Genomic DNA, 18,752 nt, shown 5'->3' on the forward strand with positions numbered 1-18,752 from the left:
AATCACTTCCTGTCATAGATCATCAAGCCAATGACATTATCATGTCAAGCAAGCCAAAATAAAAACAAGTAAGTTACACAATAAAGCAACACAAATATTACCAAAGATTACTCCAAGCTCTTAGCCAACATCAGCAACATCCCCGCTGTCGCACCCCATACCACGCGCCCATCGTGCTCCAGAAAATGGGTAAACCCTCTCTGACCATTACGCTCAACCATTCTGCGTTCATAGTGGCGCACATCCAACAACACCGCCAAAGGCAGCTCAAATACCGCAGCCACCTCACTTGGGTCGGGTGCTAGCTCAAAACCAGGCTGCAACAGCCCCACAACTGGCGTCACCCTAAAGCGGCTAATCGTAAAATACTCTGCTAAGCTCGCCACCACTTCAACTTGCCCAATAGGGATGCCCGTCTCTTCCTGTGTTTCACGCAAGGCGGTGGCCACTAGATCCGCATCCTGCACTTCACGTGCCCCCCCGGGGAAACTCACCTGCCCCGCATGGGTAGAAAGATGTGCGGCGCGTTCAGTAAATAGCACGGTCACACCAGAAGGATGCAGTACCAAGGGAATTAACACAGCGGCAGCACGGCTACTAGGCAAGGGGCTCCCCCCCAAATCACCAGCAGATATTTTGCTTGCAGCATTCAGTTTTAATTGCAGCCATGAACGAATCTGGCTGGAGGCGGGCAAGATCACGAAGATACCTATTTTATAGAGGGGAATAACGCACAAAATAATTGTGCATTTTAGTCATTATGTAGTGCCGCCCTATTCATAAAGCAGCCATGCACAACATGAGTAGAGATAGCCTTAGTACGGGGTAAAATAAAGCCCCATAATTCTCTAAAGAATATGGGCCCCATACTCAGCAGTAGGCGATAAACAGCGCCAACTATTTATCCCGTAAACGCTGCCCCACAGCGCTACCCAAAGCTAAAATTTTTGCATGAAAAGGCCATGCCATATCCAATGTTTTATCGCGTCCTGTTTGCTCTACTTTTTTACATAAATCAGCTAAAGATTGCGCACCCATCTGTGCGGCAGCTCCTTTTAATTTATGAGCACAGGCCACCACTGCGTCACCATTACCCGACTCAATCACTGTGCCCAAATTAGCCATACACTCGTCTAAGGTCGGCAAAAATAATTGAATCAGCTCATCAGTCATATCCATGCCCAGCATCTTTTTCAAATCTTCAAAGGTTTGATAAATACTGGCCATTTCATTTTCAACCTCAGTCGCATCAATAGGCAAAGACATACTTCCTCCACTTTGGGCAGACACTACTGGCCCAGTTTGCTGGTTGGGGAAAAAATTCGAGAGCACGCGGATGAGATGCTCAACACTAATGGGCTTGGCAATAAAGTCATTCATACCAATGGCAAAGCAGCGGTCTTCATCTGATTTAAACGCATTGGCAGTTAACGCCACAATTGGCACCTCAGATTGAGACCCTGCAAGTGAACGAATATGCGCCACCGCAGTATAACCATCCATCTCTGGCATTTGGCAATCCATAAAAACCAAATCGTAATTGCCTTTTTGCACTGCGTTTAGGGCTTCCAAGCCATTTGCAGCCACATCCACTTTGCACCCCAATTTTTGCAGCATCAACATAGCTACTTTTTGGTTAATCGGGTTATCTTCAGCCACCAAAATATGTAGTTTTAAATCAGCAATAGACTCTGCGGCGAAGGGAAGATCTTGAGGAGGCGGAGTCAGTTTTTTAGGTAAATTTAAAGCCGCATCGATACAGCGCCGCAATGCTCGCTCTTGCACTGGCTTAGCCAAAAAAAACTCAACGTGATCTGTTACATGCGCACTTTCTGAGCAGCTCCAATCCGAAAGAACAATCACAGGAAGATGAAGCCATTTTTTATGAGATCGAATCGTCTCAATTATTTGAGGGCTTTTCATACCTTCAAATCGGTTATCCACAAATGCCAAAATATAATCTGCATCAATAGAAGCCAGTGCGGCTAAGCCCTGCTGCACATCACTATAACAATCAGCCTCCAAGCCAAGCCGCCCTAGCAATACCCATAATGATTCTGCATGAGCAGGAAAAGCATCAATGACCAGCACCTTATTAGATTGATTTGGATGGTTTATTTTGATGGGAGCTGGCACATTCGCAGTAGAAAATTGTAATTCAAACCAGAATAAGGAGCCTTTCCCTTCTGCACTATCAACACTAATCTCCCCTCCCATGGCCTCAATCAATTTTTTACAAATCGACAAACCCAGTCCCGTGCCACCAAATTTACGCGTTGTTGATGCGTCCGCCTGGGTAAATGAACTAAACAATTCTTTTTTTACATGCTCAGAAATACCCACACCACTGTCTTTTACTTCTAAGCGAAGATTAACTCTATTATCTGCAATAGTTTCGCTATAAACGCGCATAACTACTTCACCCTGCTCAGTAAACTTAATGGCATTATTTAATAAATTAAGTAAAACTTGCCTAATTCGGCCTGGATCCCCCATTAAGCACTCAGGCACCGATGGCAAAACAATGCAAGCAATAGCCAGTTGTTTTTCATATGCCTTAGGGGCAATAATCTCAAACGCCTCTTCACAAACATGGCGAAAATCAAACTGAATATTTTCCAGCTCTAACTTACCTGCTTCAATTTTTGAAAAATCTAATAAATCATTAATTAAATACAATAAAGCATTACCTGCAGTATGAATAGAATTGGCAAAATCACGCTGTTGTGGCTCTAGTTTTCCACCGCGCATCAAAGATGAAAATCCTAATACCGCATTCAGAGGGGTACGAATTTCATGGCTCATATTTGCTAGAAATTCACTTTTTGCTCGATTTGCCGCCTCTGCCATTGCAGTTGCCTCTTGCAAAGCAGCCTCATTCATTTTTCTTTCATGAATATCAATATTTACCCCTAATATTCGCAAAGGTCGGCCTTCTTCATTAAATGCATTCACCCTGCCCACGCCTAAAATCCACCGCCAACTGCCGTTTTTTGCCCGCATTCTAAATTCAGCAGAATAAGTTGGCGTTTTCCCATCAAAGTGGGCTTGTAATACTTTACTCGCCGCAATGAAATCATCAGGATGCGTTAACGTTGTCCAGCTTTCTATATTTGGCTTAATTTCAGATATTTCGTATCCAAGCATTTCCGCCCATTTACCACCAAATAAGGCTTCATTACTCATGATATCCCAGTCCCACACCCCTAAGCCTGCGCATTGAATGGTTAAATCCATTCGTTTTCGGCTATCATTTAATGCAGCTTCGTGCTTTAGAATTTCAGTAATATCTTCGTGTGAGCCAACCATTCTTACCACATCTCCCTGCTCATTTTTTAAATGAACTGCACGGCTACGCACACTCACCCAATGCCCATCTTTATGCTTAAAACGCAGCGTCGTTTCAAAGCGTGCCACTTTACCTTCGTTATATTCTTGAGTTAAACGTAAAGAGCGTTTTCTATCTTCAGGGTCAATTAACTCATCCCATGTGGCTAAATTATTAGCTAATTCATCATCACGATAGCCAAAATTTGCTTTCCATTGTGGTGAGAACCAAACTTCACCTGTCTGCATATTCCAATCCCAAATCCCTTCTTGTGCCGCTTGTGCTGCCAAAGAAAACCTTTCTCCCGACTCCCTTAATGAAGCTTCCGCCGCTTTTAGCGGAGTAATATCAAAATTAACACCAATGACACGCTCAGATTGATCTTCATCATTAATAATTAATTTTCCATGCATTGATATATAACGAATTTCACCGTCAGCTCGGCGAATTCTAACCGTTTCATACAAAGGCTCCCCGCCTTGCAGCATGGCGTGTATAGCACCATCAAATTGAGATAAATCTTCATTAAGCACTAAGGATGACCAATTGCTATAGTTCACATTAAATTGAATCGCATCTAAACCATATAAGCCATACATTACCTCATCCCAAAATATTTTATTCTCAGCTAATTCCCACTCCCAAACCCCCAAGCCAGCCGCATCAACAGCCAATTGCAAGCGCTCTTGCATAGTTTCTTTTTCTGCATCCGCAAACCATGCCTGCGAAGGCTTACTTAGAATACATAGCAAAGTTTTATCAAATTTTAAATAATGTAAAGTCAATCCAGCATAAAAACAAACACCTTGGCTGTTTTTGCATTGCACTTTTATTATGGAAGGATCTGCCGTATTATCTTGGATATTTATGCAGCGCTGAATATGTACATTAAATTCAAATTCGCTAATATCAGTAAATAATGAACTTATATTTTTCCCAATCACTTCGGCAGCATATATTTTAAATACCGTTGCAGTTTGTTTGTTAATTTGCAATATATTACCGCCTTGATCAACAGTAAATACTACATCTTTAATTGTATCAATTATATACTCATATTTATCATTAAAATTGCTATTTGATTTAATAAAAAAATCAAAATCATTCACAACTTTTCTTTTTTCTTTTAGCAAAATAAAAAATACAGATAAAAATATACTGATTAATGCTCCAATCAAAAAAAACCACACGTGGTCATTTTTTTTATACAAAGCATCAAAATCATGATTACCTTTTATTCTTATGGTAAATTCTGTGCCTCCATAATTAGTTAAAACATTTCTTTCAAAATTACTTACCTCAGAAAATGACATTAAACCATCATTTAAACTATATATTTTATTGCCTTCCTTAGTTTCTTTACCAAAAAAAATACCAAAATTAAAAAAGTCGCCATACTCATACGCTATGCTTCTCATCATTTTTTCAGCATTAATTGGCATATAAAAAAAACCTAATAACGTTCCTCCTTTGGCTGAAATATTATTTATTTTTGAATCTAAGCGATACCAAGGGACAAATACAAAAAAATCAGCACGATGTTGCGCCCCCATTGTTGCTGAACGAATAATCAGCTCTTTTTCTTGCGTCATTGCCAACGCTAGCTGCTTAGATAGCTCAGTGTCCTGTGCAAAGTCATGGCCCAATACTTCCGTTTTTAACACCCCCGGCTCTAGTGCCTCAATAATAAAAGCATCCGTTAAACTCACCATCTTTAGCTGGATAAGTGGAAAGTGAAGTTGCCACTGCGTGTAGTAGTTATCCCAATCTGCAACAGAAACCTTTCTTACCAAGCCAATAGATAAGGCCCCGGGTAGAACAACAGGCAAATTCATAAATTGAACATAGCGAGAAAATTCAATCCTATTATTTGCATTCGCCCCTGAAAAAGCATGGGCTTGGCGTAAGCTTTCGGCATAACTGGACATACGGCTTTGTATGGAAAAAACTAAGCGGCCACTCATTTGCAAAAAGGCGGCATCGGCTCGTTCAGTTTCGATTCGATCAACAAATAAAGCCACTACAGCACTGATCACCACCCCACATAGCCCAAGCAAGATGGAGCCTTGCCATGCCGTTTTGTCCCCATCAAATCTTGGCAAAAATGACTTCATTGCAACGTTGGCCTGCGCATCTACATGCCACTCAATATAGTGAGCCGTATGACGTGTTGCCAGCCAAACACCAAGCAAATGACAAAGACATTGCTATTTGCGTAATAAAAGGCACTAAAAACGTTTTTTATTCTTTTACCAAGCGAAGTAAAACAGCAGATCTACGCCTACAAGTGGCTATTTACCAGCAATCCCACAAATATCTATCTATTCACCTCGCAGTAAGATGCAATATTGGGGATAATTCCTTATTCTCTTTAATATTCCGGTTTAGCCACGATGCCGCGCAAGATTCTCGTTACCTCAGCCCTTCCCTACGCCAACGGTGCGATTCACCTTGGCCATATGGTCGAACATATTCAGACTGATATCTGGGTACGCTTTCAAAAACAACGTGGCCATGAGTGCCACAGTGTTTGTGCGGATGACACCCACGGCGCCCCCATTATGCTGCGCGCAGAAAAACTGGGAATTACGCCTGAAGCCCTGATTGCTGAATCACTACGCTCGCATATGAGTGATTTTGCAGGCTTTCATGTGAGCTATGACAACTACTACAGCACCAACAGCCCAGAAAACAAGCAACTGGCTTGTGAGATTTACAATAAGCTGAAAGCAGATGGAAAAATCGCTCAACGCACCATTAGCCAACTGTTTGACCCACAAAAAAACATGTTTCTGGCCGACCGCTTTGTAAAAGGTGAATGCCCAAAATGCGCGGCCAAAGATCAGTACGGTGATAACTGTGAGGTGTGCGGTGCGACTTACGCCCCTACCGAGCTAAAAAACCCCTACTCGGCCATTTCTGGTGCAACGCCAGAGTTAAAAGACTCCGAACACTATTTCTTTAAGCTGGGCGATTGCGAAGAGTTTCTTAAGGTTTGGACCAAAGAAACCACGCTGGTGGATGGCAAGCAGCGCCCGCGCCTGCAAAATGAAGCCTCTAACAAGATGCAAGAATGGTTTGAATCGGGTCTTTCAGATTGGGATATCAGCCGCGATGCACCTTACTTTGGCTTTGAGATTCCAGATGCGCCGGGCAAGTATTTCTATGTATGGCTGGATGCACCAGTGGGTTATATGGCAAGCCATAAAAACCTCTGTGATCGCCTTGGCTTAGATTTTGATAGCTATTGGAATAAAGATTCCGATGCTGAGCTATATCACTTTATTGGCAAAGACATTCTGTATTTCCACGCGCTATTTTGGCCCGCCATGCTGGAATACGCAGGCTACCGTACGCCAACCGCCATTAATGCCCACGGTTTTTTAACCGTAGACGGCGCAAAAATGAGCAAATCACGTGGCACTTTTATCACCGCAGAGTCTTACTTAAAATATCTAAACCCAGAATGGCTACGTTATTACTTTGCCGCTAAGCTGGGCAGTGGCGTGGACGATCTGGATTTAAATCTAGAAGACTTCAGCGCCCGCGTTAATTCTGACCTGATCGGCAAATACGTCAATATCGCCAGCCGTGCTGCGGGCTTTATCAGCAAGCGCTTTGAAGGCCGCTTGCATGACGGCATTTTCACCGCCGATGATTATCCATTAATGGATAAAATCGTGGCGCTGCAAGCTCAGCTTCAAGGCGTGAGCGAAAGGCTAGCTAGCCTCTACGAAGCCCGCGAATATGGCCGCGCCATTCGTGAAATCATGGCTTTAACCGATGAAGTCAATCAGTACGTGGATAGCGTCAAGCCTTGGGCAATGGCCAAAGACCCTGAGCAAAGCCTGCATTTACACGTGGTGTGCAGCTTCTTGATTAATGCCTTCCGTATTCTGACTATTTACCTGAAACCTGTGCTACCTAAGCTGGCTGCCGATGTAGAAGCCTTTCTTAATGTTGCACCATTTACATGGGCCGATGCGCAGGTATTGCTGCTGGATCACACCATCGAGCCTTACCAACACCTAATGACCCGTATTGATGCTAAAAATATCGAAGCCATGGTAGAAGAAAACAAGCAAAACCTAGAAGCCACGCCAACAATCGCCAAGCCGGACTACGAGATCCCGCCGATCGCGGAAACCATCAGCATCGATGACTTTATGAAAATCGATCTACGCGTGGCGATGATTACTGAGGCCAAGGCCGTAGAAGGCGCAGATAAGCTGGTTTCTTTAACGCTAGATATTGGCAATGAAAGCCGCCATGTCTTTGCAGGCATTAAGGCCGCGTATAAGCCAGAAGACTTACAAGGCCGCATGACGGTGATGGTGGCCAACCTTGCACCACGTAAAATGAAATTTGGTGTATCCGAAGGCATGGTACTGGCCGCAGGTGGCGATGGCGGCTTGTATATTTTAAGCCCAGATACCGGCGCAAAACCTGGCATGCGGGTGAAATAACCTTGCTTAAGGGTGCATCAAAAACCAATCGACTCAATAAAACAAGGCGCGTTTTATCGCGAAGATGGATATCTTGAGACGCCCTTAAATCAACCGCCATTCGTGGCGGTTTTTTCTCTTTACACAAGAAACCTATGCTCAGACAACTCCTCCCCATTGCCCTGCTGATCGCCAGCCAAGCTTATGCCGAGCCAGGTGAAACTTTAAATCAAAAACCTGCGGCATTTAAGCTAGGTTTTGAAACCATCACCCTGCCCAATAATGAAAATATGGGCATGATTGGAGGTAGTTATTTAATTGAAACCCTGCCCGGCCTCTACCTTGGCCCGGCGGCCTATGGCGCAATCACGGGCGAGCGCGGTGGCTTTTTTACTGGCGGCGCTGAAATAACCTATCGCTTACCGATTAATAATCGCCTGAGCGTAGATAGTGGCTTTTATCTGGGCGGTGGCGGTGGCGGTGCAGCGGGCGTGGGCGGTGGGCTAATGTTGCGCCCACATATTGATTTACTTTGGGATTTTGGCGGGGTTAGAGCGGGAGTATCAGCCTCTGAAGTGCGCTTTCCCAGCGGCCATTTCAACAGCCGCCAGCTCGGACTGATGCTGTCCTTTGACGATACATTCAACTATTCTGACGCCAGCCGCATCGGCCAATACTTAAGCAGCAACACGCGCAGTGGCGTGGGCTTTGATCGCATTGCCATTGTGGCGGCGCAATCTAAACCACAAGGCGATGTAAAAACCACCATGGGCGCGCCAGCACCCGAGAGCACCTCCTACGCTGGCTTTTTGATGACGCAATCTTTAGCCAATGGCTGGCTATGGGGTGTGGAAGCCGCTGGAGCCGTAAAAGGCGAATCCGATGGCTACGCCGAAGTATTGGCAACCTTGGGTTGGGAGTACGCATTTAACCCATCTTTGCGCGCAGGCAGCCGTGTTTCGCTAGGGATGGGCGGCGGCGGTGCCGTGGATACCGGCGGCGGGGGCTTAGGCAAAGCAGCCATTTTTGGCACGTATCAGCTTAACCGTGATTTAGATTTAACCTTAGAAACCGGCGTATCTAAAGCATTTGATGGCAGTTTCAATGCCCGCTACGCCAGCTTACAGCTTGGCATGGCACTGGATCACCCCCACGCCAGCACCGATATTCTTAGCCGAATCGAAGGCTGGGAATGGGACGCCAGCGTGCAGCAATACACCAGCGCCGCACGCCGCGATGGCAGCAAACGTAGCATGCAAAACATTGGTTTTAAGCTCAATCGCCATATTGATGATGGCTTCTATCTCACCGGCCAAGCGCATAGCGCCTTGGGTGGCGGAGCGGGCGGTTATTCAGTTGGCCTGATTGGCGCAGGCTGGGAAAGCCCAGAAGTACTCGGCAAATTACGCCTTAGCGCAGAAATGCTGATCGGCGCAGCCGGTGGAGGTGGCGTCGATTCAGACGGCGGAGGCATCATGCAGCCGATGGCTTATGCCAGCTACCCTATTGCTAAAAACTGGCAAATCAAAGCGGGCGCGGGGCTAGTCAAATCACTCAAGGGTGAGCTAAACAGCCCCGTGTTAGATTTATCGCTGGGCTACCGCTTTGGCTTAGCAAGGCGTTAAAATTTTGCGACTCCGTAGGGCGTAATAAGTCTGGTGATTTTCCCAGACGCATTACGCCACATGGGACAAACCAAGCCTTATAAATTCAAACGGTGCAATGCGCTGATTATAGGGCGACACATGCGTGCCCTATAATCAGCTTATTGACACCCTACAAAACAAGCCACCATCTTAGCTAAATACGCAGCACAGCCCGGCTCGCCCTCGGCGGGGGCCCAGCTGGCTTTTTCAGCATCAGCCAGTGCCACATATGGCCCCGCCTTACTTTCAAAAAACACCGAGCCACTTTCCAGCGCCACCATGCTATGAAACGCACCGGCGGGGATATTAATCCCCACATTGCCGTCTTTAGCGCTCAAAACCACCTGCTGGGTGATTTCTCCCTGAGCATCAAAAATAAGAATCCCAAATCGGCCACTTAAAGCGACCATGGTTTCGTCTTTTTCGCTATCTAAATGGCAATGCGGCTGCACATACGTGCCCGGCTCTAAAGCATTCAGTAAGCGATGACAGCTGGATTCATTGCTGGCGTGAAAATTAAAATTCTTGCGCAAACGCGGGCTTGCTTTCGCCGCTAGAGATAGCTCAGCCAGTGTTTCTGTATTAATTAAACTAATCATAGATTCCTTGAAGCTGCATTAGACACGCATTAAACAACCTGAAGATGTCTCTTGCTCATTTTTTGTCGTAGCTAACGCGTAGGGGCGCTGCTTGCTGCGCACTCGCTGAACAGGGCGCAGCAAGCAGCGCCCCTACTGCATATTGCCCTATATGTAATACATGGTTTTGCTTGAGAAAGAGACATAATCAGGTGAAACAGTGCCAGCTTACGCCGCTTTCCATACAGGTAAAGGGAAAACTTTATCGTAAACCCAGTTATAGATGAAGGCATAAACCAGATAAAAAGCGGCAAAGCCAAGATCCATAATAAAAGCGTCCCAAAGCCCCACCTTCAGCCACCACGCCACTAAGGGCAGGCTCACCAATAGCAAACCACCTTCAAACCCAATCGCGTGGACAACACGCTCTACTGGGGTTTTATTCACGCGTTTTTTCCAGCGCGCTAATAAATGATCAAAACCCAAGTTGTAAACATAATTCCATACTGTAGCAATAATCGAGATCGCTACCGCCAGCACCCCAAGCTCCCCCACGGAGAAACCGAAAGCTAACTTAGCAAGAGGGATAAATAGCAGCAAACCAATCACTTCAAAACCAATCACATGCCGAATACGATCGGCTCGATTTCTCATCTGCATTTTTAGGCGCTCGTCTTATTCACAATGGCCATTAGCATACCCAGCTTCTATGATAGTTGTTAGTTGGTAACCATCTTAAAAGCAGATAGATGAAATATTCATTAGATCAGTTAAGTGCCTTTAAAGCCGCTGCTGAGTGCGGTTCTTTCTCCGCTGCGGCTCGGCGTATGGGCAAAGCGCAGTCTTTGATTAGCACCGCCATCGCCAATTTAGAGATTGATCTAGGGGTGAGCTTATTTCACCGCGCGGGGCGTTACCCCCAACTTAGCGCTGAAGGTAAGCGCTTATTGCCCGAGGCCATCTCTATTTTGCAGCGGTGTGAGCAGCTCAGCGGCATTGCTCATGGCCTGAATGCGGGGCAAGAAGCCAAGCTACGCCTCGCCGTAGATGATTCGGCACAGATGCCTTGGCTGGGGGATTTACTAGAGCAATTAGCGAGCAAATTTCCACTACTGGAGGTGGAGTTGTTATTCCCCATCATGGATGATTTATACAAGCTACTGCAATCAGGACGAGTTGACTTAGGGATCAGCTATGAAGCGGCTGAGCAGCCCAAAGAGTTGGCATTTCATTGGCTCAAACAATGCGAACTGCAGTTTGTCGTATCCAGACAACACCCGCTTGCCGCAGCCAACAATGTGAGCCTTGCCATGCTACAAAGCCACCGGCAACTGATGGTCACGGGCAGACACAGCGGCGCCGAAAAAGAGCGCTTTCGCTATTCACCCTCAGTTTGGTGGGTAGAAGGCGATTGGGCCGTGCTTGAGCTGGTGCGGCGGGGCTTAGGCTGGGCTTGTTTACCCAAGCACTTTGCCGATGTGGCACTGGAGCAAGATATTGTTCAGCTACCAATTCAGTTTAGCGAAAGTAAATTACAACTGGGTATTCAGCTGGTTTGGCATCCGGGGCATCAGCTAGGCCTCGCTGGCCAGTGGTTAAAAACCGCGCTGATTCAAGGCGCAATTGATGCATAAGCCCTTGCCAGATACGACCAACCACAAATACCCGTGCACTTACCTGATTAGCGGGATAGCTCAGCAAAAAGTTATTTCAAATTTTAAATGCATCAAAATAATCATCCCCGAGTGTTTTTATCAGGGATCCAGAGATTTGGAGTGCCGCAAGACTGGATTCCCGCCATCCGTGGAATGACGATTCAATCCGCTGAGCTAAGCCGCTAATCAGGTGCACTTATGCCCTAATCCTCCATAATCTGGGTGAAATAAACCCTTATTTCAACAGGCAACAAGGCAAATCATTCAAACAGCGCCACTGTCGGTATAATCACTTTTTTGTCACCTTCCGTACAGGCCAGCCATGTACCTACCAGATCCTCGCCTCTACGCTAGAGTTAACGCACAAAACCCAATTATTCGCCTACTGATGTCACTGCTAACAGAATCGTCCAGCGCGCTTGTTCAGCAAAAACGTGAAGAACTCACCGCTCTACTGGCCGATACCCTCGCCATTCAAGATCATGCGGCGTTAAATGCAGCCATGACCCAAGCGCCGTCTTTAGACGCTTATCTGGAGCTGTGGAGCCTCTTACGCGCAGCCGTTGAAAACGCGCCAAAAAATGCCGAACACTATGCGATCCCTTTTGCGATCCCAGTGATTTTGGTGGCGGGTTTCAAAGGCACAACCGAGCTAGCAGGCCAATTATCCGATGTTGATGCCGTACTTGCACTATTAAAACAACACGAAGTCATCAGCCCAGACGCTGATGTATGGCTATCGGCCAAGCTGGTACACGCCGAAACACTGGCAAGCGTTAATCCATCGCAACTCAGCCAATGGCGTGATCAATTGCAATACGCCTCGGGTGGCTTGCCGCTGGATTTAAACACCTCCCCAATGCCACTTAAAGACGAGGCGGTATTCTTACGCTATCTAGTTGGCGTGGCAATGCAGAACAAAGACGCGGCCCCAGCGATTAAACTCGGTGGCAACTTAGGCGCTTGGGGTATGCAGTTAGCCAATCTGATTGGTGAGCAACTTAAAACCAATGGTGTAACTTTATTCCCGATTCCACGCACCCCAATGCCGTGGCTCACTGCGGGCGAAGCAGGCCGTGAAACCCAGCTACAAACCCGGTTACAGCTCATGGCCAGCAATGCATTGCGCAGCATCCGCAGCAAAGGCCGCACACCGGTTATCTGTATTGCTGCGCACGAAAACGCCGAAATCCGCATCACATTTTCAACGATTGAAGATGCTGAGCGCTGGGAAGGTTTTGTTTGGCCGCTATCGGCTTGGGATCACGTAGAAAAAATCCACCAATACGCGGTTGAGTTATTCCGTGAATGTATGGTGAGCGATATTCGCATTATCGAAAACGTACAGCCTAATATGGATAGTGATCAGTTACCGTTCTTTGTAACGGCGCATATTAAGGCGGTTGTGCAGCATTAATTGATTTTAATAAAGCGATCCTCGCTAAACCGTTTTTTGTATTAGCAAGCTACGAAAAAGTGTAATAGCCACGCTCTCAACATTGGGCTTAAGTCCCCCTTGAAGCACGCCGAAGCGAGGAATAAACGGCTCGGAGTTTCGGAAAAGGGGTAGCGGGCGTGCTCCCGAGCAGCCTTTTTCGCCGAGCCGATTATCCGCAGTGAGGGGCCTTCGTGCTTTTGAGTTTGCGGTTTTGCTTCCTTTCTTAGGCCGTTCAAGAAAGGGAGTCCCTCACGGGGGATTACCGCACCAAAATCAACGTGCCGAAGGCACTAAAAAAGTCTTTTTGACTTTGCTTAGCGTACATAGAGCAACCCGCCAATAATGAGATGATGTAAGCACGACGGGTTGTCCCACTCCACGATAAATTTCCACTTCCAATATCGAGGCCACCATGAGCCATTATCAGCACCACGTATTTTTTTGCCTAAACCAGCGCGAGCCGGGCGAGCGTCAGAGCTGTAATAGCTGCGGCGCAGTTGAGATGTGGGAGCACGCCAAAGGCCGCATCAAAAAACTAGGGCTAAGCCAGCCGGGCAAAGTACGGATTAATAAAGCAGGCTGTTTAGAGCGCTGTGAAGAAGGCCCTGTACTGGTCGTTTACCCAGAAGCCGTTTGGTATACCTATATCGATAAAAGCGATATTGACGAGATTATCGACGAACATATCGTCAATGGCCGCATCGTTGAGCGTTTAAAGATTTAAACCGTTTCTAGTCTGCATCAAGGGCAATTGATTGCCCGTATTTTTCAAACTCACCATCTGGCACACCTCCGCCCATGAATATTCCCCGCAAAGCCCCTTCTTTTGAGCTGATTGAAATCAACGGCCCCGTGGGCACACTGGAATGCCTGAGGTTATCTTCCGCTCTTGAAACAACCGTGGGCATTGTGCTGGTCGCACACCCTAATCCCACCGAAGGCGGCACATTTAATAATAAAATCGTGCATACCCTTGCAAAAACACTCAGCCGCCTTGGCTATATCGCCTATTGCCCTAATCTGCGCGGCGTAGGCAACTCGGCAGGTGCATTTGAGAATGGCGTAGGCGAAGTGGACGATATGGCGGCGGTATTAGCCTTTGCCAGAGCCGAAAACCCAACACTAACGCGGCTTACGCTAGCAGGATTTTCTTTTGGCACCTTTGTGCAAAGCCAGCTACGCCAACGCTTAAATGATGACGAAGTGGAAGGGATGATTTTGATTGGGCCAGCAGTAAGCAGACATAATTTTCCTCCCGTTCCCAATCACAGCACGCTGCTGATTCATGGTGAAGAAGACGAAGTGATTAGCCTTGCCACCGTACTCAATTGGGCAAGGCCACAATCATTACCCGTAGTGGTATTCCCAGGCGTTGGCCATTATTTTCACGGCAAGCTCACCCAATTGGCGGATTGGATCAACAAAGAATGGCGTCATCGTAGCTAAAAAAGGCACGACATGCCGTGCCCCTACACCATCAGTATCTACACAATTTAGCTGTACGAGCTCCCCCTTTTTACACAGGGGGAAGCTACAGCTGTGGCATTTGTGCAGATACCTATGCCCCCTCACAGCCCCTGAATAGTTTTAGCGCAGATCTATGAATCTAATCGCCGCCCCCTTTGCACACTGGCTGCTTCTGATTGCACTACTCATCAGTGGCGGCCTTATTTTGCACGCGGCCACGCGGATTGCTTGGTTTGCCCTTAGCCAAGAGCAACTAACCGGCTGGTTTGGGGCCAGCGTAGTGGTGCTGGGATTTTGGCAAATGAAAGCCAGTATTCAGCCTGGGCTATCATTTCATCTACTTGGTGCCAGCGCCCTAGCCATGATCGCAGGCCGAGATAAAGCCTTGCTAGGGCTGGCCGCAGTCTTAGCTGCAGATACCGCTTATGGCCACGGTGAATGGGCCAGCTTTGGGCTGTCTTACCTGATCATTGCCTTTATCCCTGTTACGCTTGCCCATGTACTGTTGACTTGGGCGCAGCGCGCCTTACCTGCCAATTACTTTATCTATATTTTTGTAAATTGCTTTGCCGCCAGCGCATTATCAATGTGGAGCGTAGGCCTGCTCACCTGTGGCCTCTTAGCGGCCAGTGGCGCTTATCCTCTGGATTTTTTACTTGAAGAACAACTGCCCTACTATTTTTTACTAGGCTGGCCCGAAGGATTTAGCAGCGGCATTTACCTAACACTGCTAGTTGTTTGGCGGCCAGAATGGGTAAGCACTTTTAATGATGCGTTTTATTTAACGCATAAAAATTAAATAAGGGCTGAAACCATGGGGTGTACGGCGGGTTTGCTTATTGTTTTGTCGCTAAAGTAATGAAGGCTTTGCAAGCTGACTTGCCCTTTAATTACATTAAAGGCTATTGTTAAGGCAAATCACACCACCTCAAAAATGCATGCACAGCATACGCTCACGACTCAATCTGATCTTCCTTGCCATCGTGACGCTATTTTTAGCGATCTCTGGTGTGATTTCCTATTGGCAAACGCAGCAAGAGCTAGAAAACAATATGCGACACTCCGCTATTGCCTTACAAAAGCGCTTGCAAACCGTGCTACCAGGTATCTTATGGAATTTTGACAGCACCCAATTAGGCCTAGTTGTAGAAGCAGAAATGCAATCCGCCGATTTATCCATGCTGCTGGTTTACAACAATGAAGAACAAGTAGATGGCCGCATCAATGTGCGGGGCAATATGGCCACCGTGAATGGCAATACGCCCACTGCAAATGCACAAACCTTTCCTATTTATTACCCAGCCAATGAAAAATCTAAGCCTATGGGCAAAGTTTATTATGTTTTTTCACGGGATAAAATATCCGCCCGCCTTAATCAAATGATCATTTCAAAAATAATAGAGGTGGTTTTACTTGATTTACTCTTATTTATGGCGCTCTCCCATAGCCTGCTATTAGTGGTGATTAGGCCACTAGATCAACTCAGAGAATCACTCATCCACGCATCGGATGCCAAAGATTTTGATCTAAACAACATCAATCTTCCACAGCATAGAAAAGGTGAATTTGCGGATGTAGCCGCTGCGGTACACAGCATTACCCGCAGGCTTTGTGATGATTTAGAAAGCCGTAAAGCTGCCGAGCTAGCCATGCGCCTCACTCGAGACCTTACTGAGAGCGCATTTAAGCAGTTGAATGAAACTAAAAACAATCTTGTTCAAGCAGAAAAGATGGCCTCTTTAGGCGGCTTAGTGGCGGGGGTGGCCCATGAAGTCAACACACCCGTTGGAGTTATTTTGACCAGTGCTTCGGTTTTATCTGAAGAAACCATTCTATTTAAAAACAACTTAGATGCGGGAGCGATTAAAAAATCTGAAGTGATGCGTTATTCAGAAATGGCGATTGAATCCAGCCGTTTGATTTTAGCCAATGCTGAACGCGCTGCCCAGCTGATTCAAAGCTTTAAACAAGTTGCCGTTGATCAAACATCAGAAGCACGCCGCAGTTTTGAATTGGGTGAATATATAGACGAGGTAATTATGAGCCTCAAGCCCACGCTGAAACGCACCTTCGTTACCATTGAAACCAATTGCCCTGAAAAAATAGATTTAGACGGCTACCCTGGTGCCATTTCGCAAATCATCACCAATTTTTTAACCAATGCCTTAGCGCACGCCTTTGCTGAAGGGCAAGAAGGGCTGATTTCGCTCAGTGCCACGCGCAGCGATGCTAGTGTCACCCTAAGGTTTGAAGACAACGGCGGGGGCATTCCTCCTGAGCATCTTAAAAAAGTTTTTGACCCGTTTTTTACCACTAAGCGAGGGAGTGGTGGCAGCGGTTTGGGGCTAAATGTGGTGTACAACTTAGTCACCCAAACCTTAGGCGGCTCGTTGATTGTTAATTCAGAGTTAGGCAAAGGCACTTGCTTTATTGCCTGCTTTCCGCTGATCGCCCCCCAGGCGAAGGAAAGCAAATCCAGTTAGAAACAGTCATAATCTGGTATCCTTACGCCCATGAAACATGCCATCCTATTTTATTGTCGCCCCGGCTTCGAAGCCGATGTGGAGGCCGAATTCACCTTTAAAGCAGATATCCCTGGTAAGTGGGAAATCGGCCAAGGTTTTTGCCTCTTTTTACCTAAGCGCCCTGCCGATTGGGACAAACTCTATCGCACACTAGAATGTGGCGATTGGGTTTTTCCGCGCCAAATCGTATTTGTGGCCGAAGCCCTTGATCTACCACCTAAAGATCGGCTGACTCCCATCCTAAATGCGCTCGATGGCTTACACGAAACGCACCAAGGCCCTTGGCGTGATGTATGGATTGAATATCCAGACACCAACGATGGCAAAGAAATCTCCTCGTTTAGCCGCAAATTTGGCGCACTCCTCGATGCCAAATTAGCCGCCAAAGGCTGGGGTAATCAGCCAGAAGCCAGCGCCCGTTTACATCTGTTTTTCCCAACTTTAGAACGTGTTTATATCGGTTTTACCCGCCCAGATTTTTCTGTGAACTGGCAGCTCGGTATTCCACGCCTGCGTATGCCAACAGATGCGCCTAGCCGCTCTACACTTAAACTTGCCGAAGCATTTATGATGCTGGTGCCAGAATCTGCCCAAGTTAAGCCAGGCATGAGCGCGGTAGATTTAGGTGCCGCACCTGGTGGCTGGACTTGGCAAATGGTCAGCCGTGGTTGTACCAAGATTTTTGCCATTGATAACGGCCCCATGAAAGGCAGTATGGCTATCCACCCTAGCGTTAAACATCTGCGTGAAGATGGCTTTAAATATCGCCCTAAAAGCCCAGTGGATTGGTTGGTTTGCGATATGGTGGAGCAACCCGCCCGCATTGCTGCGCTGATGGCCGATTGGATGATCAAAGGCCACGCCCGTCAGTTTATTTTTAACTTTAAACTGCCCATGAAAAAACGCTGGAATGAGCTGCAGCGCTGCATGGAAATCATTGATGATGCACTAGGTGGAGCAGGTATCCGCTATCAATTTCGCGCGCGCCATCTGTATCACGACCGCGAAGAAGTCACTTGCTATCTAAGTAAAATCAAGCGCTAAGGTTAAGTAAAACTGAGGAGCTGGCTTGCGGCTCGCACCCAGTGAAGCCAATACCATATAACGTGAGTGGCGTATGGTAGTTTTCAAATACCTAAGTTGATATCAATAGGGGCGCTGCAAGCAGTGCCCCTTGCATATCGTGGATATGCATCCATTAAGGTGGATCTCAAAAAATCTATATTTCTAAATAAAACAAGGCGTGTATTAAAGAAATCGACGCTGCATATGTTTGATATGTAAGGGTATTTTTTAATTCGCAACGCAGTATTATGAGATCAGATGGGTTTTTCGAGGTTCCCTAAGGTAATTGCTGGGCAATCCCTTTTTAATCATCGTTGCTTGGTATTACAAAACGCTGCAAAACGGCCTTATCATGCGTCTATTTTAGATACACAATGATTAGCTATATTTATCAGTTATTTAATATGCAAGCTAGTCTATTTTATTAAAATGACTTGATTAAGTGATCATCCCCACGGCAATTCGCACGCGTTCAGTAAGCCCTCCCCATCTTAGTAAAAAACCCTTTATACTTACAAAACAGTCCAATAATAGGCCTGCTAATCAGCATTTTTTAATTTATATTTTTAAGAGAGTTATTCATTGTTAGTCACTAAGCAACAGGG

General features: G+C 46.5%; 13 protein-coding genes. 9 read left to right on the top strand and 4 right to left on the bottom strand.

Translation table 11 applies throughout. From position 1 onward, the window contains the following. Positions 1-107: 107 nt before the first annotated feature. Both R6242_RS05925 and R6242_RS05930 read right to left on the bottom strand, forming a co-directional pair. Positions 108-701, bottom strand: coding sequence for a CoA pyrophosphatase (locus R6242_RS05925; RefSeq protein ID WP_318424973.1), 594 nt, complete (start codon positions 699-701; stop codon positions 108-110). Between the two features lie 196 nt (positions 702-897). Next, positions 898-5,520 carry a PAS domain-containing protein gene (locus R6242_RS05930; RefSeq protein WP_318424975.1) on the bottom strand — a complete coding sequence of 1,541 codons (4,623 nt, stop codon included), beginning with the start codon at positions 5,518-5,520 and terminating at the stop codon, positions 898-900. Positions 5,521-5,721: 201 nt separating this feature from the next. Here R6242_RS05930 and metG point away from each other — a divergent pair, with 201 nt between their 5' ends. Beyond that, positions 5,722-7,794 carry a methionine--tRNA ligase gene (metG, locus tag R6242_RS05935; protein WP_318424978.1) on the top strand — a complete coding sequence of 691 codons (2,073 nt, stop codon included), beginning with the start codon at positions 5,722-5,724 and terminating at the stop codon, positions 7,792-7,794. Positions 7,795-7,928: 134 nt separating this feature from the next. Then, positions 7,929-9,398 carry a hypothetical protein gene (locus R6242_RS05940; RefSeq protein ID WP_318424981.1) on the top strand — a complete coding sequence of 490 codons (1,470 nt, stop codon included), beginning with the start codon at positions 7,929-7,931 and terminating at the stop codon, positions 9,396-9,398. 140 nt (positions 9,399-9,538) lie between these two features. On the opposite strand, the gene R6242_RS05945 is transcribed toward R6242_RS05940, so the two are convergent. Next, complete coding sequence (locus tag R6242_RS05945) at positions 9,539-10,018, bottom strand: WbuC family cupin fold metalloprotein (protein WP_318424983.1); 480 nt, start codon at positions 10,016-10,018, stop codon at positions 9,539-9,541. A 207-nt stretch (positions 10,019-10,225) separates the two neighbouring features. Continuing rightward, positions 10,226-10,657 (bottom strand): PACE efflux transporter, encoded by a 432-nt coding sequence (locus tag R6242_RS05950; RefSeq protein ID WP_318424986.1) that lies wholly within the window; start codon positions 10,655-10,657, stop codon positions 10,226-10,228. A gap of 89 nt (positions 10,658-10,746) precedes the next feature. On the opposite strand from R6242_RS05950, the gene R6242_RS05955 reads away from it, so the two are divergent. The 7 genes from R6242_RS05955 (at position 10,747) to rlmM (ending at position 18,126) form a co-directional block, all read left to right on the top strand. Beyond that, the gene (locus R6242_RS05955; protein ID WP_318424988.1) at positions 10,747-11,631 is read left to right on the top strand and encodes a LysR family transcriptional regulator; all 885 of its coding nucleotides are present in this window, start codon (positions 10,747-10,749) and stop codon (positions 11,629-11,631) included. 343 nt (positions 11,632-11,974) lie between these two features. Beyond that, positions 11,975-13,069 (top strand): hypothetical protein, encoded by a 1,095-nt coding sequence (locus tag R6242_RS05960; RefSeq protein ID WP_318424991.1) that lies wholly within the window; start codon positions 11,975-11,977, stop codon positions 13,067-13,069. Between the two features lie 433 nt (positions 13,070-13,502). After that, positions 13,503-13,814: a (2Fe-2S) ferredoxin domain-containing protein gene (locus tag R6242_RS05965; RefSeq protein WP_293935697.1), complete on the top strand. Its 312-nt coding sequence runs from the start codon at positions 13,503-13,505 to the stop codon at positions 13,812-13,814. 74 nt (positions 13,815-13,888) lie between these two features. Further along, positions 13,889-14,536 carry an alpha/beta hydrolase gene (locus R6242_RS05970; RefSeq protein WP_318424996.1) on the top strand — a complete coding sequence of 216 codons (648 nt, stop codon included), beginning with the start codon at positions 13,889-13,891 and terminating at the stop codon, positions 14,534-14,536. Between the two features lie 154 nt (positions 14,537-14,690). After that, complete coding sequence (locus tag R6242_RS05975) at positions 14,691-15,356, top strand: energy-coupling factor ABC transporter permease (RefSeq protein ID WP_318424999.1); 666 nt, start codon at positions 14,691-14,693, stop codon at positions 15,354-15,356. Positions 15,357-15,495: 139 nt separating this feature from the next. After that, the gene (locus R6242_RS05980) at positions 15,496-17,040 is read left to right on the top strand and encodes a sensor histidine kinase (RefSeq protein ID WP_318425003.1); all 1,545 of its coding nucleotides are present in this window, start codon (positions 15,496-15,498) and stop codon (positions 17,038-17,040) included. 30 nt (positions 17,041-17,070) lie between these two features. Further along, positions 17,071-18,126: a 23S rRNA (cytidine(2498)-2'-O)-methyltransferase RlmM gene (gene rlmM, locus R6242_RS05985; RefSeq protein ID WP_318425006.1), complete on the top strand. Its 1,056-nt coding sequence runs from the start codon at positions 17,071-17,073 to the stop codon at positions 18,124-18,126. Positions 18,127-18,752 lie beyond the last annotated feature (626 nt).

Origin of the sequence: Iodobacter sp. CM08, from assembly GCF_033446605.1 — a bacterium.
GTDB lineage: Bacteria > Pseudomonadota > Gammaproteobacteria > Burkholderiales > Chitinibacteraceae > Iodobacter.

Excerpts from the sequence above, each read along its gene's own strand:
- metG (WP_318424978.1), top strand. The coding sequence starts at position 5,722 with ATGCCGCGCAAGATTCTCGTTACCTCAGCCCTTCCCTACGCCAACGGT.
- R6242_RS05940 (WP_318424981.1), top strand. The coding sequence starts at position 7,929 with ATGCTCAGACAACTCCTCCCCATTGCCCTGCTGATCGCCAGCCAAGCT.
- R6242_RS05945 (WP_318424983.1), bottom strand. The coding sequence starts at position 10,018 with ATGATTAGTTTAATTAATACAGAAACACTGGCTGAGCTATCTCTAGCG.
- R6242_RS05950 (WP_318424986.1), bottom strand. The coding sequence starts at position 10,657 with ATGCAGATGAGAAATCGAGCCGATCGTATTCGGCATGTGATTGGTTTT.
- R6242_RS05955 (WP_318424988.1), top strand. The coding sequence starts at position 10,747 with ATGAAATATTCATTAGATCAGTTAAGTGCCTTTAAAGCCGCTGCTGAG.
- R6242_RS05960 (WP_318424991.1), top strand. The coding sequence starts at position 11,975 with ATGTACCTACCAGATCCTCGCCTCTACGCTAGAGTTAACGCACAAAAC.
- R6242_RS05965 (WP_293935697.1), top strand. The coding sequence starts at position 13,503 with ATGAGCCATTATCAGCACCACGTATTTTTTTGCCTAAACCAGCGCGAG.
- R6242_RS05970 (WP_318424996.1), top strand. The coding sequence starts at position 13,889 with ATGAATATTCCCCGCAAAGCCCCTTCTTTTGAGCTGATTGAAATCAAC.
- R6242_RS05975 (WP_318424999.1), top strand. The coding sequence starts at position 14,691 with ATGAATCTAATCGCCGCCCCCTTTGCACACTGGCTGCTTCTGATTGCA.
- R6242_RS05980 (WP_318425003.1), top strand. The coding sequence starts at position 15,496 with ATGCACAGCATACGCTCACGACTCAATCTGATCTTCCTTGCCATCGTG.
- rlmM (WP_318425006.1), top strand. The coding sequence starts at position 17,071 with ATGAAACATGCCATCCTATTTTATTGTCGCCCCGGCTTCGAAGCCGAT.